Source organism: Arhodomonas sp. AD133 (assembly GCF_051195215.1).
In the GTDB taxonomy this organism is placed as follows: Bacteria; Pseudomonadota; Gammaproteobacteria; order Nitrococcales; family Nitrococcaceae; genus Arhodomonas.
In genome coordinates this window covers 28,833-51,544 of record NZ_JBNAZM010000024.1, presented here as the reverse complement: position 1 = coordinate 51,544, position 22,712 = coordinate 28,833, and the positions used below count along the sequence as shown (strand labels likewise).

The 22,712-nt window shown below is 66.1% G+C and carries 20 protein-coding genes; 7 read left to right on the top strand and 13 right to left on the bottom strand.

The window, feature by feature from the left end; genetic code table 11:
• Complete coding sequence (locus tag ACPEES_RS13995) at nucleotides 1-1,728, bottom strand: two-component system sensor histidine kinase NtrB (protein ID WP_435104132.1); 1,728 nt, start codon at nucleotides 1,726-1,728, stop codon at nucleotides 1-3.
• A gap of 169 nt (nucleotides 1,729-1,897) precedes the next feature.
• Here ACPEES_RS13995 and ACPEES_RS13990 point away from each other — a divergent pair, with 169 nt between their 5' ends.
• Together ACPEES_RS13990 and ACPEES_RS13985 are read left to right on the top strand one after the other, a co-directional pair.
• Complete coding sequence (locus ACPEES_RS13990) at nucleotides 1,898-3,220, top strand: hypothetical protein (RefSeq protein ID WP_435104131.1); 1,323 nt, start codon at nucleotides 1,898-1,900, stop codon at nucleotides 3,218-3,220.
• Nucleotides 3,213-4,454, top strand: coding sequence for an HD domain-containing phosphohydrolase (locus ACPEES_RS13985; protein WP_435104130.1), 1,242 nt, complete (start codon nucleotides 3,213-3,215; stop codon nucleotides 4,452-4,454). The genes ACPEES_RS13990 and ACPEES_RS13985 overlap by 8 nt, the downstream gene beginning before the upstream one ends.
• A 9-nt stretch (nucleotides 4,455-4,463) precedes the next feature.
• Here ACPEES_RS13985 and ACPEES_RS13980 read toward each other — a convergent pair whose 3' ends face one another.
• On the bottom strand, nucleotides 4,464-5,354 hold the full coding sequence (locus ACPEES_RS13980; RefSeq protein ID WP_435104129.1) for a LysR family transcriptional regulator: 891 nt from the start codon (nucleotides 5,352-5,354) through the stop codon (nucleotides 4,464-4,466).
• A 111-nt stretch (nucleotides 5,355-5,465) separates the two neighbouring features.
• On the opposite strand from ACPEES_RS13980, the gene ACPEES_RS13975 reads away from it, so the two are divergent.
• Together ACPEES_RS13975 and fghA are read left to right on the top strand one after the other, a co-directional pair.
• Nucleotides 5,466-6,575, top strand: a complete 1,110-nt coding sequence (locus ACPEES_RS13975) for an S-(hydroxymethyl)glutathione dehydrogenase/class III alcohol dehydrogenase (RefSeq protein ID WP_435104128.1) — start codon at nucleotides 5,466-5,468, stop codon at nucleotides 6,573-6,575.
• A gap of 66 nt (nucleotides 6,576-6,641) precedes the next feature.
• The gene (gene fghA, locus ACPEES_RS13970) at nucleotides 6,642-7,496 is read left to right on the top strand and encodes an S-formylglutathione hydrolase (RefSeq protein WP_435104127.1); all 855 of its coding nucleotides are present in this window, start codon (nucleotides 6,642-6,644) and stop codon (nucleotides 7,494-7,496) included.
• 53 nt (nucleotides 7,497-7,549) lie between these two features.
• Here fghA and ACPEES_RS13965 read toward each other — a convergent pair whose 3' ends face one another.
• Nucleotides 7,550-8,167, bottom strand: coding sequence for an NAD(P)H-dependent oxidoreductase (locus ACPEES_RS13965; protein WP_435104126.1), 618 nt, complete (start codon nucleotides 8,165-8,167; stop codon nucleotides 7,550-7,552).
• Between the two features lie 473 nt (nucleotides 8,168-8,640).
• On the opposite strand from ACPEES_RS13965, the gene ACPEES_RS13960 reads away from it, so the two are divergent.
• Both ACPEES_RS13960 and ACPEES_RS13955 read left to right on the top strand, forming a co-directional pair.
• Nucleotides 8,641-9,267, top strand: coding sequence for a LysE family translocator (locus tag ACPEES_RS13960; protein WP_435104125.1), 627 nt, complete (start codon nucleotides 8,641-8,643; stop codon nucleotides 9,265-9,267).
• Between the two features lie 36 nt (nucleotides 9,268-9,303).
• Nucleotides 9,304-10,464 carry a hypothetical protein gene (locus ACPEES_RS13955; RefSeq protein WP_435104124.1) on the top strand — a complete coding sequence of 387 codons (1,161 nt, stop codon included), beginning with the start codon at nucleotides 9,304-9,306 and terminating at the stop codon, nucleotides 10,462-10,464.
• A gap of 30 nt (nucleotides 10,465-10,494) precedes the next feature.
• Here the strand turns inward: ACPEES_RS13955 and ACPEES_RS13950 are convergent, their stop codons facing one another.
• The 10 genes from ACPEES_RS13950 to ACPEES_RS13905 all read right to left on the bottom strand — a co-directional run bounded on the left by ACPEES_RS13950 (nucleotide 10,495) and on the right by ACPEES_RS13905 (nucleotide 19,977).
• Nucleotides 10,495-11,091 carry a VOC family protein gene (locus ACPEES_RS13950; RefSeq protein ID WP_435104123.1) on the bottom strand — a complete coding sequence of 199 codons (597 nt, stop codon included), beginning with the start codon at nucleotides 11,089-11,091 and terminating at the stop codon, nucleotides 10,495-10,497.
• A gap of 974 nt (nucleotides 11,092-12,065) precedes the next feature.
• Entirely contained in the window at nucleotides 12,066-12,842 is a 777-nt protein-coding gene (locus tag ACPEES_RS13945; protein ID WP_435104122.1) for an SDR family NAD(P)-dependent oxidoreductase, read from the bottom strand.
• Nucleotides 12,843-12,902: 60 nt separating this feature from the next.
• Nucleotides 12,903-13,685: a lipoate--protein ligase family protein gene (locus ACPEES_RS13940; protein ID WP_435104121.1), complete on the bottom strand. Its 783-nt coding sequence runs from the start codon at nucleotides 13,683-13,685 to the stop codon at nucleotides 12,903-12,905.
• Complete coding sequence (locus ACPEES_RS13935) at nucleotides 13,682-14,377, bottom strand: 2-oxo acid dehydrogenase subunit E2 (RefSeq protein WP_435104120.1); 696 nt, start codon at nucleotides 14,375-14,377, stop codon at nucleotides 13,682-13,684. The genes ACPEES_RS13940 and ACPEES_RS13935 overlap by 4 nt, the downstream gene beginning before the upstream one ends.
• 22 nt (nucleotides 14,378-14,399) lie before the next feature.
• The gene (locus ACPEES_RS13930; protein ID WP_435104119.1) at nucleotides 14,400-14,630 is read right to left on the bottom strand and encodes a lipoyl domain-containing protein; all 231 of its coding nucleotides are present in this window, start codon (nucleotides 14,628-14,630) and stop codon (nucleotides 14,400-14,402) included.
• Between the two features lie 5 nt (nucleotides 14,631-14,635).
• Entirely contained in the window at nucleotides 14,636-15,664 is a 1,029-nt protein-coding gene (locus ACPEES_RS13925) for an alpha-ketoacid dehydrogenase subunit beta (protein ID WP_435104118.1), read from the bottom strand.
• A gap of 12 nt (nucleotides 15,665-15,676) precedes the next feature.
• Nucleotides 15,677-16,792 (bottom strand): 2,3-butanediol dehydrogenase, encoded by a 1,116-nt coding sequence (locus ACPEES_RS13920; RefSeq protein WP_435104117.1) that lies wholly within the window; start codon nucleotides 16,790-16,792, stop codon nucleotides 15,677-15,679.
• Between the two features lie 28 nt (nucleotides 16,793-16,820).
• Nucleotides 16,821-17,807 carry a thiamine pyrophosphate-dependent dehydrogenase E1 component subunit alpha gene (locus ACPEES_RS13915; protein ID WP_435104115.1) on the bottom strand — a complete coding sequence of 329 codons (987 nt, stop codon included), beginning with the start codon at nucleotides 17,805-17,807 and terminating at the stop codon, nucleotides 16,821-16,823.
• A gap of 53 nt (nucleotides 17,808-17,860) precedes the next feature.
• Nucleotides 17,861-19,444 (bottom strand): GMC family oxidoreductase, encoded by a 1,584-nt coding sequence (locus ACPEES_RS13910; RefSeq protein WP_435104114.1) that lies wholly within the window; start codon nucleotides 19,442-19,444, stop codon nucleotides 17,861-17,863.
• Between the two features lie 26 nt (nucleotides 19,445-19,470).
• The gene (locus tag ACPEES_RS13905; protein WP_435104113.1) at nucleotides 19,471-19,977 is read right to left on the bottom strand and encodes a hypothetical protein; all 507 of its coding nucleotides are present in this window, start codon (nucleotides 19,975-19,977) and stop codon (nucleotides 19,471-19,473) included.
• Between the two features lie 749 nt (nucleotides 19,978-20,726).
• Between ACPEES_RS13905 and ACPEES_RS13900 the strand changes: the two genes are divergently transcribed.
• Nucleotides 20,727-22,712 (top strand): sigma-54-dependent Fis family transcriptional regulator, encoded by a 1,986-nt coding sequence (locus tag ACPEES_RS13900; RefSeq protein ID WP_435104112.1) that lies wholly within the window; start codon nucleotides 20,727-20,729, stop codon nucleotides 22,710-22,712.

The window sequence follows — 22,712 nt, the reverse complement described above, 5'->3', positions numbered from 1 at the left end:
CTACGCCGGCAGAGCCAGACGGAAGGTGGTGCCCTGCCCCGGCTCGCTCGCAACGTCAATGCTGCCCCCGTGGCGCTCGATGATAGTATGAACCATTGCCAGTCCGAGCCCCGTGCCCTCGCCGGCGTTGGCGGTGGTGTAGAAGGGATCGAAGATTCGGTTCAGCGCTTCCTTCGGTATGCCCTCGCCGTTATCCGCCACTTCCACCATGACGTAGCCGGCACTCGCGTCATACCAAGTGGCCACGCGAATGCGCCCCCAGTCGCCCAGCGCCTTCATCGCATTCGTGAGCAGGTTGACGAACACCTGCGCGAGCTGCGACGACGAACCCTCGACGGAAGGCAATTGCGAGAGCTCACGCGTGAGCTCTCCCCGACCGGAGAGGCTGGGGCTGACGATACGAAGGGCATCGGTGACGGCTTCGTTGACATCGGTCGCCCCCCAGTCCCCGGCTCCGTCCCGGGCGAGCCCCTTGAGTGTGGCGATGATGGTGGTGACCCTGCGCAGCCCGTCTTCGCATTCGTCGAGCAGCTCGGGCAGGTCGTCGCGTACGAAATCGAGTTGCTCGTCGACAACGCCTGCCGCGGTGACCGCGTCGGTGAGGTAACGCAGGTACTCGCGCAGCGTACCCAGGTTGGACTTCACATAGGCGAGCGGATTGTTGATTTCGTGAGCGACGCCGGCGGCGAGCTGTCCGATGGAGGCGAGCTTTTCGGTGCGCATCATGCGCCCCTGCAGCGCTTCCAGGCGCTCGCATGCCTCCTCCGCCCGCTGTGTGGCCAGTTTCTGTTCGGTGATGTCGGTCACCATGGCGAAGACACCGGCGAGCGAGCCGTTGTCATCGTATTCCATGGATGCCGACACCAACAGCCAGTGCGGTTGCCCCTCGACGCGCTCGGTATAGAGCTCATAGCGCAGGGTGTCGCCTCGCCGCCCCTGCCGGAATCCCTCGCGGAGCCGTTGGGCGATGTCCGCCGGCACCAACTCATAGATGGAACGGCCAACGACATCGCACGCCGGTGCCTCGAGCAGCTCCAGGAAAAGGCGATTGGCGTACCGGACACGACCATCGGCGCGCAGATGGCATATGCCTTCTGTCGCCGTATCCATCAATTGCCTCAGTCGTGTCTTGCTCCGGCGCAACGCCTGACGCGCCCGGTCACGCTCGAGATAGACCACCACCTGCTGGGCCACACTCTCCAGCAGCCAAGTCTCCTCCGCCCGGAAAGCGGGGGAACGCCCGCGACGATCCGGCCGGTACGCAACCTCGAGACGTCCGAATGGTGTATCGCCGGCCTTCACATCGGCGCCGATGAACGCCCCGCCGTCCCCCGTTGCATCCCGCCAGCCCGCCGTTTGGTGCTCCTCACCGTCGAGACTGAGCCTGACCTCGACCCGGGAGGGTTCGGAAAAGCCGTCGGGCAAGGCCGCCAGAAGCGCCTCGAGCGTCTGCTTGCGCGGTGCGCCCGCGGTCAGCGCCGCGGCGGTCGCATACAGGCAATTCAGCTCCCTGACCCGATCGCCCGCCCCCGCCCGGCGGCGCCGGTGCCACCACCAGCCCGTTCCCGCAACGACCATGACCGCCACGAGCGCGAGCATCGCCTCTGGATGGGAAAGAACCGCCGCAACTGCGCTGTCCTGCACCGCCGCGGCGCCGGACAACGGCCATGCCCACGCACCGGATGCAACGATCCGCAACGCCGACCTGTACCGCGAGGACTGTGTCATCGGTTATCCCCCGTCGCCATTTCCGGTGGCGGCAATGCCCTGAATCGAGGCCACTACTGCAACGATGTGTGATCGACGCCGCATTGATGTCCTATTAAGGTCTATGAAAAGTGGCCGTTCAATAGGTATGAAGCCGCCGCGCTCATGCCGCCGCCGGGATTAATTGCCAATGGATTCATTTAGCCGGCACCAGCTGATTGGAATGGTCATCGGCCTGGCCGATGCGGTCGCGGTGTTGCTGGTCGTTGTCGTGGCTCTGTCCATATGGGCTCTGCACCAGCGCCGTCGCATGAAGGCCTCGCGCAGCAGTGAGCTGCCAGACGGCCACGAACACTTCTCGGAATACCTCCACCAACAGGCGAAAGCGCTGGCCGAGCGTTACCGGGAACATTGGGATGGCAATCCGCCGGATCTCGACCGGCTGCGGGTACTGGAGCAAGGGCACGATCCGGCGCTGGTCATGCTTCAGCTCCGTTATGATCTCGTGCGTACGGAATTGCTCGCCCTCGAGGGCCCCCCTTCGGAACACTGGCAGGCACGCGAGGAGTACCTCGGCACGCACCTGGCACGCTGGGACAAGGCAGAGCAGGCGCTCGCATCCGCCCTGGCCCAGTCCCGGAACGCCAGCGCCGGGCAAAGCCGCTCCGGCACATCGCCCCAACCGGAGCCGCCGGCGTCATCGGACGCCTACTCCGAACACAACCGGGAAGTGGAGATGAAGCGGCTGCGTGACCGCATCGACACACTGGAAGGCTACCGGCAACGCTTCAACGAGATGCATAGCGCCACGGTCGAGGAAAGGCGCGCGAGCTCCAACCTGCGCACGGCGCTACGAAAGGAATTCGTGGACGACAGCGCCCGCGGCGAACGGGTCGACGCACACCTGGAGGCCTACGAGATGGCGCGGCGGCCGCTGGACGAGTACCTGGACCGTGGCGACATCGCCCCATTCGAGGCACGCCCGGGCGTGGCACAGTCCCAGGCCGAAGCGCCACGCAACCTCGCACGCCAGCAACGGCTGGTGGAGCGCTCGGGGGAGCGCCTGGACTCCGAGTACCAGCATCTTCTGACGTCGATCACCGAGCAGCGCCAGGTCATCGACAGCCTGAAGACACAGCTGGAGAAGTCGGAGCTCAGCCGCGAGCAGCTCGAGCGCCACTACACCGCCAAGATCCGCGAGCTCGAACAACAGCTCGCCAAATGGGAACAATCACTGAAGCTCTTCGAGAACGAGAGTCACCGCAACCGTCGCCAGATACGCAAGCTCATGGCGCAGTCCCAGGGCTTCGAGAACCAGCGCATGAAGATCCGCGCCCTGGAGGAGACCGTGGATCGGTTCGCGGCCCAGGCGGTGACGATGCAAAGCCGCATCGACGAGTTGGAGGTCGAGCGGGAAGCGCTGGACATTACAGCGCTGACCGGAGACAAGCGCGGCGACGAACCATCGGGCGAGCAACAACGCGGCACCGGCGGAGACGAGCGCCATGGATGAAACGACGGCAACGCAAGTGACCGAGTCGCAGGCCACGACCCAACGCCCCGCTTCGGTACTGTGCGTCGATGACGAGGCCAACGTCGTCTCGGCGTTGCGCCGCGAGCTCCGCCGCCAGGGTTACGAGGTCCACACGGCCACCGACGCCGCGGGAGCGGAGTCCGTCCTGGACGCGCACACGATCGATGCCGTGATTTGCGACTTCCGCCTGGGCAGCGATGACGGCGTTACCCTGCTCGCCCGCTTCGCGCAACGTGACCGGACCATCGCCCGCATCCTGCTCACTGCCTATGGCGACTATGACGTCAGCCGCCGTGCCATCAACGAAGGGCAGGTTTTCGCGTTGCTCGAGAAGCCCTGGTCGCCGGAGGAGCTACAGACGACACTGGCCGCCGCGCTTCAGGTATTCGAGCACGTACGCTCCGCCGACGCGCTGCGAACAACGGAACACTCGAGCGCTCCCATAGCGGCGGAGCTCCGCGAGCTCTGCCACGGCCTTCTAGCGCTGGAAACACCCGCGAAGAGGGGCCACGGCGAGCGCGTGGCCGAGTTGATGGAAGAGTTCGGCCACCACCTGCGCCTGGACGAGAACCGCATCGCCGAGGCGGTCCTCGCGGCAAAAGTGCACGATATCGGCGAGATTGCCCTGCCGGACGACGTTCAACGCACCCCCCAGTCCCGCCTGATTGGCAATGGGGCCAAGGAATTCCACCGCCACCCGGAAATCGGCGAATCGCTGCTCAACGCCAGCACTGCACTGAAGGGCGTTGCACGGCTGGTACGGGCACACCACGAACGCTTCGACGGTCGCGGATTCCCCGACGGGCTGAGTGGGAACGATATCCCCATCGCCGCCCGCATTCTCAGCGTCATCGATACCTTCGACGAGGCGATGCATGGACACATTCTCCGCCGCCGGCTCACCGAGAGCGACGCACGGGATCTCATATTGCGCGAACGCGGCCAGCGCTTCGACCCACGCGCGGTGAATGCGTTCTTCCGCTGGTACAAGCAGCGCCAGCCGGCGGACGAGGGCACGCACGAGGGCATTCCCGTCACTGATCTGCAGCCCGGCATGGTTCTCGCCAAGGACCTCACCACACCGGAGGGCTTTCTCCTGCTACCCGCCGGCCACCGGGTAAACGAAGCGTTGCTCCAGCGGGTCCAGACCCTCGCGGCCCGTCACGGCGATTCGCTGCGGGCATTCGTCATAGGCGGAAAACGCCACGACTGACGGGCACGCTCACCGTGACCACGGCGCCCGCCCGGCGAATCGCTCCACCAGGAAAGCCACCAGCGCGCGGACCTTGGGTACCGGATACCGGCTCCACGGGTACACCGCGTAGACGCCGGCCTGCGCGTAGGCATGCTCGCCCAGCACCTCCACGAGATCGCCGCGATCCAGATGCGTGAGGACGTAGTTCTCCGGCAACTGGGCCAGGCCGAGCCCTTTGAGCGCCGCATCCAGCAGCGCGGGACCGCTGTTGCAGCGCAGGCGACCGCGCACACGACGGTCCTCGCGCTGTCCGCCGACCGAGAACGTCCAGTAGTCGGTGGAGCCGACGAGGCAATGGTGACCGGCGAGCTCGTCCAGCGAGCCCGGCGCCCCCTGACGCTCGACATAGCCGGGAGCGGCGCAGACATAGAGCCGGCGCGGCGCGAGGCGGCGGGCAACGAGACTCGAATCCCGCAGCGTGCCGAGCCGGATTGCGAGGTCGAAGCCCTCGTCGATGAGATTCACCATGCGGTTGGTCAGCGTCAGCTCGGCACTGACCTGCGGATGACGCAGCAGGAAATCGTTGAGCGCCGGTGCCACGTAACGCTCGCCGAAGTGCGTGGCGCAGCTCAGACGCAGGTGCCCGCGCGGGGCCGCCTCCAGGGCCTGCGCCGAGCGCTCCGCCGCCTCCAGTCCCGCGATGAGCTCGCGGCAGTCCTCGAAGTAACGCCGTCCGCTATCGGTCAGGCGAATCTGGCGGGTCGTGCGATAGAGCAGTTGCATGCCCAGGCGGGTTTCGAGCTGGCTGACCGCCCGGCTGAGATACGACGGCGACGCCCCCGTGACGCGGGCAGCCGCGGAGAAGCCGCCGTGCTGGACGACGCTGACGAACGCCTCGACGCTGTCCCAACGAGCCATTATTGCTCCAGTGCAAAAGACTAATGCGATCTTCCCAATTTTTACCGCTTTTTGCGATCTATACACTCCGGTGCAAGTCACCGCCAACACGACACGCTCGCAGGAGGTCTCATGAAATCCCGTGCCGCTATCGCCTGGGAGCCGGGCAAGCCACTCGATCTCGTCGAAGTGGACGTGGCCGGCCCGCAGGCCGGTGAGGTCCTGCTGAGGAACGTCGCCACCGGCGTCTGTCACACCGACGCGTTCACCCTCTCCGGCGCCGATCCGGAAGGTAACTTCCCGGCGATTCTCGGCCACGAGGGCGGGGCCATCGTCGAGGACGTCGGCGCGGGCGTGACCAGTGTCGCGCCGGGCGACCACGTGGTGCCCCTGTACATTCCCGAGTGCGGCGAATGCCAGTACTGCCGGTCGGGCAAGACCAACCTCTGCTCGGCGATACGCACCACCCAGGGCCAGGGCCTCATGCCGGACGGCACCAGCCGGTTCTCCATCGACGGCCGCCCGGTCCACCACTACATGGGTACGTCCACCTTCTCGGAATACACCGTGCTGCCGGAGATCGCGGTGGCGAAGGTGAGCAAGGAGGCGCCGCTGGAGAAGGTCTGTCTGCTCGGCTGCGGCATCACCACCGGTGTGGGCGCCGTGCTCAACACCGCCAAGGTGGAGCCCGGCAGCACCGTGGCCGTGTTCGGCCTGGGTGCCGTGGGGCTTAGCGTGATCCAGGGCGCGGTGATGGCCAGGGCCGAACGCATCATCGCCGTCGACATCAATCCGGAGAAATTCGAGTTCGCCCGCCAGCTCGGCGCCACCGACTGCGTCAACCCGAAGGACCACGACGCCAGCATTCAGGCAGTCGTCACCGAAATGACCGACGGCGGCGTGGATTACTCGTTCGAATGCATCGGCAATGTGCAGACCATGCGCTCGGCGCTGGAGTGCTGTCACAAGGGTTGGGGCGAGTCCACGATCATCGGGGTCGCCGGTGCCGGCGAGGAGGTCTCCACACGCCCCTTCCAGCTCGTCACCGGGCGTGTATGGCGCGGTTCCGCCTTCGGGGGCGTCAAGGGGCGCAGTCAGCTACCGGGCTACGTCGAGCGCTACATGAACGGCGAGCTCAAGATCGACGAGTTCGTTACCCACACCATGGGCTTCGAGGACATCAACCGCGCCTTCGAGCTCATGCACGCCGGCGAGAGCATCCGATCGGTCATCAAGTACTAGCAATTCGCGGCCGCCGGGGCGCCTCGCGCCCCGGCGCATCACACAATCGGTTGGAGCAAGCACACCATGGCAGAACCGGCAACGCTCGAGATCGTCTCGCGCAACCGCTGCTTCGACGGCTGGGTGACCCGCTATCGCCACCACGCGCGCGCGCTCGATTGCGACATGATCTTCGGCACCTATCTGCCGCCCCAGGCCGAGCACGGCCCCGTGCCGGTGCTCTACTGGCTCTCCGGGCTCACCTGCACCGACGAGAACTTCATGCAGAAAGCGGGTGCCCAGCGCCTCGCCGCGGAGCTCGGCATGGCCATCGTCTGCCCGGATACCAGCCCCCGCGGCACCGACCTGCCCGGCGAACACGACGACTATGATTTCGGTTCCGGCGCAGGCTTTTACGTCAATGCCACGCAGGATCCATGGCGGCGCCATTACCGCATGTACGACTACGTGGTCGACGAGCTGCCGGCGCTGGTGGAGGCAAACCTGCCCGTGACCACGGACCGCAGCATCAGTGGCCATTCCATGGGCGGACACGGGGCCCTGGTATGCGCGCTGCGCAACCCCGGCGCCTACCGCGCCGTCTCCGCATTCGCCCCCGTGTGCAACCCGTCCGAGGTGCCGTGGGGCGAGAAGGCGTTCTCCCGGTACCTGGGGGAAGACCGCACGCTTTGGCACGATTACGATGCCTGTCGTCTGATTCCACACGCCGAGGAGCGTCTGCCCCTGCTCGTCGATCAGGGGGAGAGCGACCAGTTCCTCGACGAACAGCTACGCCCGGACGCTCTGGAGCGTGCCTGTCACGAGGCCGATCACCCACTTACCCTGCGGCGCTGGCCGGACTACGACCACAGTTACTACTTCATCGCCACCCTCATCGGCGATCACTTGCATCACCACGCCAGGGCGCTCGGCCTGACATAGAGCTCGGGAAGCGGGACGGCCGCTGACACGCCCCCCCCCCGAGGCGGAGCGATTCAGCGGCCCTTGCCGCCCAGAACACGCATGCCGGCCAGCCAGCGTTCACTCCGCCGCTCGCCGGCACCACCGGCCATGCCGAAAAGCCGTGTACGCACCGGTGCGACGCCGCAGAACTTCAGAATATTGCGCTCCAGGCTGCGCAGGCTGTGCGCGGCGAAATACCAGCGGTAGACGAATGCGGGCATACCCATGGTCACCACGATGCGCGCCGAGCGCCCCTTGAGCCGCTTCTGTGGCCGCCCCCTGACCTTGGCGCCGAAGACGAAGCCCGGCCGCAGGGTCTGCTCGAAGAACGCCTTGAGCAGCGCCGGCATGGTGCCGAGCCACAGCGGGTAGACAATCACCAGATGCTCCGCCCACTCGATGGCCTGCTGCGCCGCGGTGATGCCCTCGGGCGGCTCACCGGCGTCGAATTCGCGTTGCCGTCGCAGCAGCGGGAAATCCAGTTGGGCCACCTCGACCCTGCGTACCTGGTGGCCGGCGGCCACGGCCCCGGATTCGTAAGCGTCGGCGAGGGCATGGCAGAGGTGCCCCCCGGCCGGGTCGGGATGCCCCTGGATAATGGTGATACGTCGAGCCACCGAGGCGTGCCTCCCTATGGTGTGTGAGCGCATGCACTATCGCCCCTGCCCCCTGTGCCAGCGTTGACGCAAATCAACCTCATCGAATGCATTCGCGCCTCACCGGGGTCGACGTCCGGACGCCACCGTGAAAACATCCTGATACGCAATGCGACGTGGTCCGCGATGACGGAGGCGTCCGCAACAGTCAATCCGTCGACGATCGGCCGGTATCCGGCAAGGGAGTTACTAATCCGATCACAGGTAATGCCCCGTGTCAGCGAGCCTGTCGGGTGCTCTCCCGGCGTTGCTCGTCGCTCATGTAGGCCTTGCTACACCACGCGCCTCGCGCCTTGCGAGAGCGCCCGACAGGCTCGCCCGAAGGAGCGCTTGTGCGGCCCGGCTGCGGCGTTGCGCTCACTCGACGTGAGCCTCGCCACGCCTTCGCTCGCGCGCCTTGCAGCCGGGCCGCACAAGCGCTCTGACACGGGGCATTGCCTGTGGCCGAATTAGTATCTGTGACCTGGATGACATGGGTGACCTACGTCGGCGTGATCTCGGCCCTGATCGTCTTTCCCGGGCCGGTCGCGCTGTTGTGCACCAGCCATGGCCTGGCCTTCGGCCGCCACCAGGCGAGCGCCACCGTGATCGGCGGCACCCTGGCTTCCCTGGTGCTGATGCTGGTTTCCGCGCTGGGCCTGGGGGCAATCCTGGCCGCCTCGGAGACGGCATTCTCCCTGCTCAAGCTCGTCGGCGGCGCCTATCTCGTCTACCTCGGCCTGCAGGCCTGGCTGGCGCAGCCGCGGCCACCGTCGTTCGCCACCACCGACGGCACGGATTCACGATCGCACGGGGCGTCGGCCGGCAGGCTGTTCCGCCGGGGCTTCACGGTAGGGATCAGCAACCCCAAGGACATCCTGTTCTTCGCCGCGCTGTTTCCCAATTTCGTCGATACGGGCGCACCGCAACTGCCCCAATTCGCCGTGCTGGCACTGACCTGGCTGGTGATCGATACCACCCTGATGTCGGTTTACGCTGCCATGGGCTCGGGCCTGGGGCGCTGGTTCAGCCGGCCCGGGCGAGTCAGAGCGTTCAACCGCGCCACGGGTGGTCTGTTCATGGCAGCCGGCGGGTCATTGATGGCGTCGCGTTAGGCCGGTCCGGACGCGAATGAAGAGGACGCACAGACAATGCGGCATCAAAGATCCATGCGCCTGCCCGCCATCGTCATGCTCCTGGCCATTGCCGGCCTGATCACCACCGCAGCGGCGCAGGAGTTCGGCGAGACCATCGTCAAACGGGGCACCATCCCCGACGACTTCTACGTCGCCGCCCGCACCGTCGAGATCGCCGCCCGCGTGCAGGGCGACCTCGCCGCCGCCGGCCAGCGTGTGACGATCACCGAGGCCGTGGACGAGGACGTCATCACGGCGGCGGAGACCGTCAGCGTCAATGCGCCCATCGCCGACGACCTGCGGACCGTCGGCCGACTGGTCACCATCGCCGAGGGTGTCGGCGGGCATGTCGTCGCCGCCGGTGAGACCGTGACCCTGAGCACGGACGGCAGCACCGGAAGCTGGGCCTGGATGGCCGGCCGCGAGGTTCAGGTGCTCGGCAATGTCGGCGGCGAGTTGAAGGCGGCCGCACAGCAGGTCGTGATCGGCGGCACGGTGGACGGCGACGTCACCGTTTACGCGGAGAAAGTACGGGTGCTCGATAGCGCCCACATCCGCGGGGCTTTCCACTATCACGGCGGCGAGGACCCGGCGATTGCCGACGGCGCGATCATCGAGGGCGACATGACCCGATCCACCCGCCCTGACACCGGGGAGGAAGGCGCCCACACCGACGACGGAGTGAACGTGGGCGCGGGGATCGTCTTCGGCCTGAGCATGCTCGTGGTGGGAGCGGTCTACCTGCTGGGCTTTCCGGTTTTCTCCGGCGAGGCGGCGGGCAACGGCACGCGTCGAATGCTAACGTCACTGGGTCTGGGCATCGCAGCACTCATCGTCACGCCATTCGTGGCGGTGCTGGCAATGATCACCCTCGTCGGGCTGCCACTCGGTCTGGCCATTCTGGCACTGTATCCGGTGATGCTTCTGGTGGGTTACGTCAACGGCGTCGCCGCCGTGGGGCACATGGGCGTGCGGCGCTGGCGCCGAACCGACACGCCGGGCCGCCGCGCGGTCATAACCGCTTTCGTCATGGCGCTGCTGGCGATTGTGCTCCTGCAGATCATTCCGTACGTGGGCGCGCTGCTGGGTCTCGCAATCTGGCTACTGGGCATCGGCAGCCTGGTGCTGGCCCTTGCCGGGCGGTACAGGGGAAAAAACGAGCCGGCGGCGGCATAGACCGCCGCCGTTGTCGGGGAGCGCATGGTCTCAGTGGCGCGGGTCCCACAGGCGCCGACCGGTGGACTGCTCGTAGCCCATACCGTACGGCGCGCTCACGATCTCGAGCTGCATGCCCCAGGGCGCCATGAAGTACACCCACGTGAGCCCTTTCATCGGCCCCTCGGTGAAGGTGTGCGGCTCGCCGAGCACCTTCACGCCCTGATCCTTCAGGTACGCGACCGCCTCATCCATGTCGTCGACGTAGAAGGCAATATGGTGGCCGCCGTAGTCGCTGTTACGCGGCTGAACCTTGCGCTGGTCCGGCGCGGTGTACTCGAAGATCTCCAGGTTGGTGCCGTTACCGCAACGCACCAGGTGCGCGGCCGGAATCGTGGCCTCCGGGTGCGCGTTCAGATTGACCTCCATCCAATTGTCATCGAAGGGCCCGAACGGTCCGATGGTGAAGAACGCCTCGCAGCCAATGACGTTCACGAAAAAATCGACCGCCGCCTCGCGGTCGGGAACGGTGAACCCGAAATGCTGGCTGCCGCGCATGCCGGGAAGTTCCGCATGAGCGGACACCGATATTCCGAACGAGATGGTTGCCGCAGTAACAGCCAGGGCTCGAAGCAAACGTCGTTTCATGGGATTTTCTCTCCTCCGAATTTCTGAGACGTGTTTTTCTCGTGCAAACGCTCCGCGCGGGAACGTCGCAACCGTTTTTGCAACCGCCGTGCCACGGCTTCATCTCAGCAAGAAAATACCAACCAATTGATTTCAAAGGACAAAAGACAAGCGCACCCGCGTTACGATCGACTCACGCATTACAGTCGTTGCGTTACACCTGAACGCCGCAAAGGCGATTGCGATCCTGACCCGACAGTTACACCCCGCGTGCGAGGTGTCGGGAATTCCGGCGCGGGTCGCATTGCCGTTCCGGGCCTCGGTGGCGTCGGCTGCCAAGAGCAGCCGACCTACGGGACTTCGCCGTCGGTCACGTCGAGCACCGGGAGCGAAGCGGGATGTATCCGCCGGAAGCGGGCGCGGTCGCTGCTGGCGCGCCTTCATGGAGTAAGCGCGACCGCGTCCTCGTAGGTCAGCGAGCACGAAGCGCTGGCTGACATGCCCGCCCCTCAAGGGAATGCGGTCGTGTTCGGAAATCGACGGCGCTGCTGCGTGACATTGCCGTGGGCTGCGTCCACGGCTCCGATCCGGACCCCGGCCCGCCGACGTATCGATGAAGGCAGAGTGGATCGCGTTGCGGCTCCCGGGATGCCGGCTCCCCGGAACAGCCGATCCACGAGACCGAACGCCGCAAAGGCGATCACGATGTCACCACGGGTGCTATCGCCGCCCCCACCTGCGGGATATAGGGAATGCCAGAGCGGATTTCATGCCGGGGGCTGACCGCGAGCGGATGTCCCGAACGATGAGCCGTTCAACTGCAGAGACAACAAGCGGAAAAAAACTGCCGGAGCCGCTGACGGACTCCGGCGAACGAGGGAAGCGTCGATGGATGCTGTTCCATCCCACCAAGGGCGCCACGGTGGCCGTCACGGCCCCATCAGCGCTTCCCGGGAGGGGCACATGCGCGCCGGTCGGGGATGCGTCCGTCCGGCTCAGAGCGAGAAGCCGCCGTCCACGGCGATCGCCTGGCCGGTGACGTGGCTCGCACCGGCGAGGTAGACGGCCAGATCACCCATGTCCTCCGGGGTCTGAGCCACCCCCTGGGGCAGCAGGGTTTTCTGGTGGCGTTCCCAGGACTCCGCCTCGCCCTCGCCGGGCTGCCGCCAGCGCCCGGCAAGCCCATCCTCGCCACGCCACATGCCGGTGCCCACGATTCCCGGGCAGAGCGCGTTGACGGTGATTCCTTCCTGCGCCACCTCCTTCGCCACGGCGTTGCTGAAACCGATCACCGCGAATTTGGACGCCGAGTAATGGGAGAGATCCGGAAAGCCGACCTTACCCGCGATCGAGGCGACGTTGATGATGCGGCCGAACCCCCTCGGGCGCATGGCGGTTACCTCCGCCTGCGTGCACAGGAACACGCCGCGGGCATTGACGTTCATGAGCTTGTCCCAGTCGCACACGGCGATCTCGCCGACTGACTTGATGCTGATGATGCCGGCATTGTTGACCGCGATCGCCAGTGGCCCGAGCGCTTTCTCCACGTCGGCGACCATCGCCGTGACCGACTCCGGATCAGTCACGTCCACGGTCAAAGCCACGCTCCGACGTCCGGTCTGCCTGACGGCCTCGGCGCTTTCGCCGGCGATGTCGGCATCGATGTCGGCGACGGCCACATCGGCACCGGCACCTGCCAGCGCCAGGGCGATGCCCCGCCCTATCCCGCGGCCACCACCGGTGACCAGCGCTACCTGGTTGTCGAGCGTCATGAGCTCCTCCTCTCGTTGGTCATTGGTTACCACCGACCGCCCGCGTGCGGGCAACCGGCCTCAAACGGTGACCAGTACCGGCCCCGCCCTCGGAGACAGGCAATCCCGGTAGAGCGTCAGAAGGCCCTGCAAGCGCGCATCCAGCATCAGAGACCCGCCGCCGGCATCCCTCAGGGCAACGGCGAGCGTGGTGTGACTCGCCACCTCGCACCGACGATCGAGGCCACAAAGCCGGTAGAACATGTTCGTCACGCTCACCAGCTCGTCGATGTCCACGTCCACCATGAGCGCCGCATGCGCCAGCACCGCCTGCCCGCCACGGGGTGTCTGACGCCAGCGCTGCGCGGTGCCGGCGACCTTGCGCGCGCCGATGGTGACGTTGAAGCGTCCGTCGCAGAATGCCCCCGGCACCGGGCCGACATCGGCAGCCACGCCCTGCCGGCGCAGCCACCAGGCCAGCGGTGTACAGAGCACTTCGTAGGCCGCGCCCACGCTGAGTCGCCCTCCGGTGGCGCGAGGCGACGAAGAGAACGCGACGGCGACGTTGCATACCCCCGGCGCCTGGGGCACCACGTCGCCGCCGCTCTCGCGCACGACCACGGGATAGCCGAGACGCTCGAGCACCGCGCTCGCCCGCGCGAACCGTCGCCCTTTGGCGAGGCTCCGCGGCACCACCAGCGCGCGGTCGGCCGAACACCAGATGCGCACGTCGGCGGCGATCGCACCCGCGGTCACCTCGCCGAGCAACGCCCGTTCGAGTGCCAGTCCCTCGACCACGCCCAGGTGAGTCAGCGCCGTCGGCTCGCACGCCGGGCATGTCGATTGCTGCGTCGCGGCCATCATGACGGCTCCGGTGCCTGCTCGATGCGCTGACACAGGGCATCCAGGAACGCCGCCGCCGGCGCGCCGTTGACCGCTCGATGGTCGAAGGTCAGCGACAGCCCCATATACGGTCGTCCCGCAATGCTCCCGTCCGGCGCCCGGGTGAGCCGTTCCTCGGTGCCGCCGATGCCGACGATGGCGATCTGCGGGGCATTGAGGATGGGTGTGAAGAACCGCACCCGCGTGAGGCCGAGATTGCTCACCGTCGCGGTCCCGCCGGTCATTTCCTTCACGGAGAGCTTGCCGGCATGAGCCCGCTCCGTGAGCTCGCGGCGGGCCGTGGCCAGCGCTTCCAGGCTCATGGCCTGGGCATCGAACAATGCCGGGGCGACGAGCAGCCCGTTTTCCAGCGACACGGCGATGCTCAGGTGTACCGCTTCGCTCAGGCGAATCTCGCCGTCCTCCAGGGTGCCGTTGAGCGCGGGATGCTCGACCAGTGTGGCGGTGACGTAATACATGAGCAGGTCCTGCACGGACGCCGTACCGCCGTGCTCGCGGATCAACCCGCGCCGGCGCAGCAATGCCGAGACGTCACACTCGGCGTGGTGGGTGAGCTGCGCGGTGCTCGCGAGACTGTTGTGCATCTTCTCGGCGATCATCCCCCGCATTCCCTTGAGGGGGATGACCGTCTGCGTCGAGCCGTTGGTCGTCATAGCTGGCCTCGTGGACGTGACTTCATTCGATAACGGCGATGACGTCGCCCTTGGCGACCACCTCGTCGGCCTCCTTGCCCAGGCGAATGGTTCCCGAGGCAGGTGCGGTGATCTCGTGCTGCGCCTTCTCCACCATGATCTCGGCGACCAGGTCGCCAGCGGCGACCTCGGCACCGTCATCCACCAGCCAGGACGTGATGACGGCCTCGTTGTCGTCCTCCCACAGATCCGTTGGCACTTTGATCTCACTCATGGATGTCACTTCTCCATCTCCCGGAATGCATTGACGATCTTCTCCGCCGACGGCAGCGCCCACTGCTCCATCGGCCGGGTGAACGGTATGGGGATATCGGGGAACGCCACCCGCCGCGGGTTCGCCTTGAGCACGCTCACGTCACGCTCGGCTATGGTGGCGATGATTTCGCCGGTGACCCCGTAGCTGCGGTAGTCCTCGTCGACCACGATGAGCCGACCGGTCTTGCGCACGGACTCGAAGACGTGATCGCGGTCGAGGGGCACCAACGAGCGTAGGTCCACGACCTCCGCGCTCACCCCGTCGCCGGCGAGTTCGTCGGCAGCACGCAGTGCGTGGTGGACACCAGCGGCGAGGCTCACGATGGTGACATCCGTACCCTCGCGCACCGTGGCCGCCTTCCCGATCTCCACCTCGTAGGCATCCGTGGGGCAGCTCACCGTTGCGCCCTTCTCGGTGCCGAGCCACCCCATGCCCTGCAGGGACTTGTGGAACAGGTAGACGACGGGGTTGTCGTCGCGGATCGCGGCGGTCATCAGCCCCTTGGCGTCGTAGGCGTTACTCGGCGCCACCACCTTCATACCCGGCAGGTGCGCGAACGTTGCGTACAGGCACTGGGAGTGCTGCCCGGCGTCGGAATAGCCGGCGCCGGTCGAGGCCATCAGCACCATGGGCACCTTGACGTTGGCCCCGGCGAAGTAAGTGTTCTTCGCCATGAGGTTGTAGATCGCGTCCATGCACACGCCGAAGAAATCCACGAACATGAGCTCCACGATGGGGCGCATGCCGTCCGAAGCCGCACCCACCGCGGCACCGATGAACGCTGTCTCCGAAATGGGCGTATCGCGAATGCGCTCCGGACCGAACTCGTCGTGGAGCCCCCGGGTGTTGCCGAACACGCCGCCCAGAGGGCCGATGTCCTCGCCCATGACGAACACGCGCTCATCGATGCGCATCTCCTGGGCGGTCGCTTCGGCCATTGCGCGGGCAATGGTGAGCTTCTTTTCAGACGCATTACTGGCTACGGCAGTCATGGCCGCTCCTCCTCAACTGTGCTGGGTACCGTTCGCCCGGGCATTGAGCGACGAATTGGGCGTGACAATGATCTTCACGTTGTGATCCTTGTTGTTGACGAGCTCCTCGAAGCCACCTTCGAGAATGTTGCCGAGCTCGATCCGCCCGGTGATGAGCGGTGCCACATCCAGGCGCCCGTCACCGATCAGCGAAATGACATCCGCGAACTCGCCGCTGTAGGCCAGCGAGCCGATGATCTGCTTCTCGGTGGCCACGACGTCGAAGAAATTGAACTCGCTGGGCTCCTCGAAGATGCCCACCATCACGGCTTTGCCCGCTTTGCGGATCACGTCGATGGCGAGCTGCGCGGTGTCCTTGTGGCCGATGCACTCGAAGGAAACGGGTGCGCCATAGCCGCCGGTGAGACGCTTCACCTCGCTGACGGCATCGCACTCGCTGGGGTCGATGACGTGCGTCGCGCCCACGTCCCGGGCTTTCCGCTTGCGCGCCGAGGACATCTCCAGCGCGATCACCCGGGCAGCGCCGGCGGCTCTCGCGCACATCATCGTGCACAGGCCGATGGTGCCCGCGCCGACCACGACCACTGTCTCCCCGACCACGCTGCCGGCCTTCCTGACGGCGTGCATACCCACCGCCAGCGGCTCGATGAGGGCGCCGGCCTCGGTGGGAAAACCGTCGGGGAGTCTGTAGAGCAGATCGGCGGGGACGTTGACGTACTCGGCGAACGCGCCGTTGTTCATCAGCCCGGTAAAGGCGAGCTGCTCGCAGAGGTTGTAGCGTTCTTCCTTGCAGTACCGGCACGCCCCGCAGTGCTGACAGGCGTCGGCGGCGACACGGTCGCCCACCTCGAACCCGCTCACGCCGTCGCCGGTGGCGACGATCTCGCCGCTGAACTCGTGGCCGAGAATGCAATTGCCCTTGAGGCCGGTCAGCGGATGCGCCTGGTCCACCGGAATGAACACCGGGCCAGCCACGTACTCGTGCAGGTCCGATCCACAGATGCCGCACCAGTGGACCCGGATCTGCACCCACCCGGCCTGCGGGCGTCCCGGAACCGGCACGTTCTCCAGCCGGATGTCGCGCCGCCCGTGCCAGACCGCGGCGTTCATGGTTGCTGCTTCACTCATTTCCTCGTCCCTCCCGTGGCCGTTGCCGTTACACGAAGACCGCTTCCAGCGCCTCCTCCGGCGCCGGGTAGTCGCTTTCCCGGGCAAAGGTCACCGCTTCGTCCACCAACGCCTGGGCGCGGGCGGTGATGCGGCCGTCCTGATCGGTGGTCAACACGCCGTCGGCCAGCAGGCGGTCGCGGAAGCGCGGAATCGGGTCCTTGGCCAGCAGCGCCTCCTTCTCGCCGGCAGGGCGGTAGTCCTCGCCGTCACCCATGAAGTGGCCGGCGAGGCGGTAGGTCTGAATCTCGATAAGTGTCGGTCCGCCGCCGGCGCGGGCCCGCTCGACGGCCTCGCCGGCGGCCTCGAACACCGCGGTAGGATCGTTGTCCGGCACGAACACGCCGGGGATGTCGTAGGCGGCGGCACGAACGTCGTTACGCGGTACGGCGGTGGCGGTGTTCTTCGCCACCGAGATCCCCCAGGCGTTGTCCTCGATCACGAACACCACCGGCAGATTCCACACGGCGGCCAGGTTGAGGCTCTCGTGGAAAGCACCCTGATTGGCGGCCCCTTCGCCCAGGAACGCCACGGCCACCCCCTCCTTGTTCTGCATCCGGCGCGAGAGCGCGGCACCAACCGCCGGCCCCATGCCCTCGGCGATGATGCCGGAACAGCTGAAGTTCACCGCCGGGTCGAAGAGGTGCATATGGCCACCGCGGCCACCGCTGAGACCGGTCTTCTTGCCGAAGATCTCGGCGACCATGCGCTTTAAGTCCACGCCCTTGGCGATGGCGATGTGGTGCGGGCGGTGGGTGGCAGTGACCACGTCGGTCGGCCGCAGATGCGCACACACGCCCACGGCACAGGGTTCCTGGCCGTTGGAGAGGTGCATTTCCCCGGGAATCGGCCCGTTCGCCATGTTGAACACGGGCTTCTTCCCCTCCATGTAGATCGCCTCGATGGTCTCCTCGAGATGCCGGCTGACCAGCATGCTTTCGTACATCCAGAGATACTGTTCGGTGGTCGCTTGCATCACCTGTTCTCCTGTCGGATCCGTTGAGTCGGCACGCCCGGCACCGACGACGCTCAGAGCTCGCCGCGCTTCATCAGATCGGCGATGTGATCGGCCTGCCGGATGGCGAGCGCAACGATCGTCGGCGTCGGGTTCTCCGCGCTGCTGGTGGTGAACTGGCTGCCATCGGAGACGAACAGGTTCCTGACGTCGTGGGCACGCCCCCACTTGTTCACCACACCGTCGCGAGGCTTTTCGCTCATGCGGTTGGTGCCCATGTTGTGGCTGGCCGGGTATGGCGGCAGGTTCACGATGCGGGTGGCACCGACGGCCTCGTAGCACTTGGCGGTCTGCTCGTAGGCGTGCTGGCGCATGCGTGTGTCGTTGGGATGATCGCCTTTGTGGACGATGGGCACCGGCAGGCCGTACTGGTCGGTCTCGCTGTCGTGGAGCGTGATGCGGTTGCTCTCCACCGGCAGGTCCTCACCACAGATCCACACGCCGGACATGTGGTCGTACTGCTCCATGGCGGAGGTGACCGACCGGCCCCAGCCGCTCGGGCCCGGCACCAGGAACGCCGAGAGGAAAGGCACCCCGAGGGAGAGAATCTCGAGCTTGTAGCCGCCGATGAAACCGCGTTCGGGATTGTGATGGGACTCGTCCGAGACGATGCCCGCCACTGTCGTGCCGCGGTACATGTTCACCGGCTTGGGCATGATCGCGTACACGCCCGCGGTGGTGTGGGTCATGTAGTTGCGGCCCACCTGCCCCGAGGAGTTCGCGAGACCATCCGGGAATAGGCTGGAGGCGGAGTTCAGCAGCAACCGCGGTGACTCGATGGAGTTGCCGGCCACGCACACCGCCCGGGCCTTCTGACGCTGAACGTTGCCGTCCTTGTCCGCATAGACGACGCCGGTGACGAGTCCCTTGGCGTTGTGCTCGATCTTCAGCGCCATGGCCTCCGGCCGCAGCTCGCACAGTCCGCTCTGCTCGGCGCGGGGAATGTCCGTGTACATGGTCGACCACTTCGCACCGATGCGGCAGCCCTGCATGCAGAAGCCGATCTGCTGGCACGCGGGGCGCCCGTCATAAGGCTTGGTATTGATCGCCATGGGACCGGCCTTGATCTCCTTGTAGCCGATCCGCTTCGCGCCCTCCGCCAGCACCTTGAACGAGTTGTGCCACTGGTGGTACGGCAACCCGGTTTCCTTGCTGCCGGTCACCCCCATCTTCTTCTCGGCGCGGTCGTAGTACGGTGCGAGCTCGTCGTAGCGGATGGGCCAGTCGAGAAGATTGGCGCCGTCGATGTCGCCGTTGACGGAGCGCATCCGGAATTCGTGCTCCTGCATGCGCAGCGCCACGCCGGCCCAGTGGATGGTGCTGCCGCCGACCCCCTTGACGATCCACGCGGGCAGATTCGGATGGTTTTCACTGTGATGCCACGGGCCGGCGGAAATACGTTTGTCCAGCCACGAGATTTTCTTGAACATCGCCCATTCGTCGTTCTCGATGTCAGCCATGGTGAACCGTTTACCGGCCTCGAGAACCACCGTTTTCACGCCTTTGCGCGCTAGCTCGTAGGCCAGTGTTCCGCCACCGGCACCGGAGCCGACGATCACGATAACGGAATCATCGTTGTAATCGAATGTCGCCGCCATTGTTCAGCACTCCCCTCCGACGCCGTTCAAAGCCAATCCAGGTCGTTGAAACCGCGGTTGATATAACCGCCCTTTTCCCAGGACGACCCCTCGTAGCCGAAAAACGGTTCCCACAGCGACTTGTTGTTGTAAATGCCGAATAACAGCGCCGTGCGCACGGCCTGAAAATAGGCCTCGTTCTCCTCGGCACGCAGAATCCGGACACGGTCGGGCTCGGTGGCGATATGCCGGTAGACGCGCCCGTGCCCTTCCCGGGCCTTGGCATCGAGCCGCTTGACGCCATCGGCAAGCAGCTCGACCTGCCCGTCGATCACGCCCTTGACCGGCTCCCAGTAGTAGCGGTCCTCGAGCGCGTCATGGGGATAAATGTCACGCGCCATGCGTAACAGTGTCGCGTTGAAATGCGCCTGTGATTCCCCGGCGAATACGCTGGTGGGCAAAACGGCCAGGGCACTGGCGCCGAGCGCCAGATTACCGCTTCGGCGCAGAAATGCCCTTCGGCTCATTGCCAGGGCGTTGGTGTGCGTCTTCATGGTTGTCTCCTCCTCACAAAGGGCATGGCATTTCGTGCCATCCCGTACGGCGGATTGCCGTCCGTACGCTATGTCTTTATCTACCCGGTCGCGGTGGCAACGGGCACCGGATCCGGGCTGGACGACTTCGCATTGACGCTGGTCGTGAAATGCCTTTAGCAGCTTCCGTGCCAGAAGCCGAAATTCACGGCGGGCTATTGTCTAGGGCATTGATTTCAAGCGGCAATGCGAGCGTCCACCGCATCGGGACAAGCGCCCACGGAACGGGAGGCAACACGATCGGAACCGTTACACTCGTTACACGTGTAACGGTCGTCCCGCACACCTGTAACGTGCCGGTGAGCGTTTGGCGCATTCCTGCCAGGCGGCGAATACCGTGGTCTGCCGAATACATCCGGCCCACGCTGATGGCACGGAGCCTGCAAGTGCTCAACCCAAGCACCAGCGCCGGATCAGGGGAGCGCCGAATCCGCCTGTGTCATACTGGTAGCCGGTTACCAGCGCGACGCACGCTACGGCCAGGGGACGGGACGCCCCGCTCCGGCGTACAACAATGATCGGAACGGAAATCCCACGGGCGATGTGTTGCCGGTGGGGCCAGTGGAGGAGAGATCGTCACGGTGCCTTGGCTCGCGGGGAGCACATTCCCGCGGTCAGCCGAGTGCCGCGTATCGTCGCCACGGCCGCACGAGAGCACCTCCCCGCGCAGCATGGATGCCCCGTCACCCACGATGAAGGGCAGCGGCGATATGGCACTGCATACCGCACAGCGCACGCACATCGACACGGTTCTTGCCCGTGCTGCCGATGAGCCGGCGAACGCCGGAACCGGCGAGAGACCCGACATCATCACGCGCTCCTGGCAGCGCTGTGTACGGGAGTACGGGCTGGATCCGAGCCGACCGCAATCAGCGCGGATCGTCACCCACGAGCGGCTACGCGAGCACCGCGAACGCGTCGACGAATTCCTGAGCGTGGCCCGTTCCGGCGTGGAGCAGCTCTACGCACACATCGCGGAGCTCGACTACGTGCTCCTGCTCTGTGACGACCGCGGCATTACCGTCGAGTACCTGGGCAACCCCCGCGACGATCGCCCGCTGCGCGAGGCCGGGCTGTACCTCGGCGCCGACTGGAACGAGCGCCACGCCGGCACGTGCGCCGTGGGGACCTGCCTCGAGGAAGGCGTCGCCCTGACCTGTCACCGCGTGGACCACTTCGACGCCAGCCACATCACCCTCACCTGCACATCCGCGCCGGTGTTCAGCCCCCAGGGGGACCTGCTGGCGGTGCTCGACGTCTCCGCGCTGCGCTCGCCGACGGACAAGAGCAGTCAGAACTTCGCCCTGCAGCTGGTCAATCACTACGCGCGGATGATCGAGGACGCCTATTTCCTGCGCCGCTACCGCGACAAGCACGTCTTCCGCTTCGGCAATTCCCGGGAGATGGTCCACGTCAACGGCCAGAACCTGCTCGCCATGGAAGAGGACGGCACCATCGTCGCCGCCAATACCAACGCCCGGCGGCTTCTGCGCAGCAATCCGCCCCACTATGCCGGTGTCGCCGGGGAAGCGCCGCTGAACATCACGCACTTGTTCGATTGTGAGCTCACGGACGTGTTGAGCATTCCCTTCGCGACCGACGACCAGGTGCGCGCCTTTCACACCAACCACGCCGGCGAGATCTACTTCGCCACCCTGATCGAGCCCAAGAAGCGCCACGGGCCGGCACATGACGGCCGACGCCCGGCGGAAACCCGGGATCTGCCCGAGCTTGACCGGCTCGCCGCCGACGACCCGACCATGCGCAAGACCATCGCCTGCGCCAAGCGCCTGCGCAACGAGCCGGTGAACGTGCTCATCGTCGGCGAGACCGGCACCGGCAAGGAGCGGCTCGCCCGCGCGCTTCATGATTCCAGCGACCGGGCCGGACGGCCGTTCATCGCCGTCAATTGCGCGGCGATCCCCGAATCCCTGATCGAAAGCGAGCTCTTCGGCTATCAGCCGGGCACGTTCACCGGCGCACGCAGCAAGGGCATGAAAGGGCTCATCCAGCAGTCCGACGGCGGCACGCTGTTTCTCGACGAAATCGGGGACATGCCCCTGCATCTGCAGACCCGGCTGCTGCGTGCGCTGGCGGAAAAGGAAATCCTGCCGCTGGGCGCGGAACGCCCGGTCCCCGTCGACCTGCGCGTGGTCGCCGCAACCCACCGGGACATCCGCCGGCTGATCGACGACGGCGCCTTCCGCGAGGATCTCTACTACCGCCTGAACGGTGCCACCCTGAAGCTGCCACCGTTGCGCGCCCGCGCCGACAAACAGTACGTCATCCGCAGCGTTTTCGAGGGTATCTGCCGCGAGCGCGGCGCCCATGCGGCGATCCGCGGCGACGCCATGAGTGCCCTGCTCGCCCACGACTGGCCGGGCAACATCCGCGAGCTAAACAATGCCCTGCGATTCGCCCTGGCCACCTGCGAGGCCGACGAGATCGCCCTCGGCGACCTGCCTGACGATTGCGCGCCGCTGCCCGGCCGGGTGGTGGCACAGCTCGACGCTGGCGGATACTCGAGCGGGACGCCACGAACGCCTTCCGACGCCCACTGCGAGCTCCACGAACTGCTGCGCGAGCAACGCTGGAACATCACTGCCGTCGCCCGATTGCTGGGCGTCTCCCGCCCCACCGTCTACCGGCGCATGCGCAAGCTTGGCATCGTGCCGCCGAACCTCAGGGACGGCTGA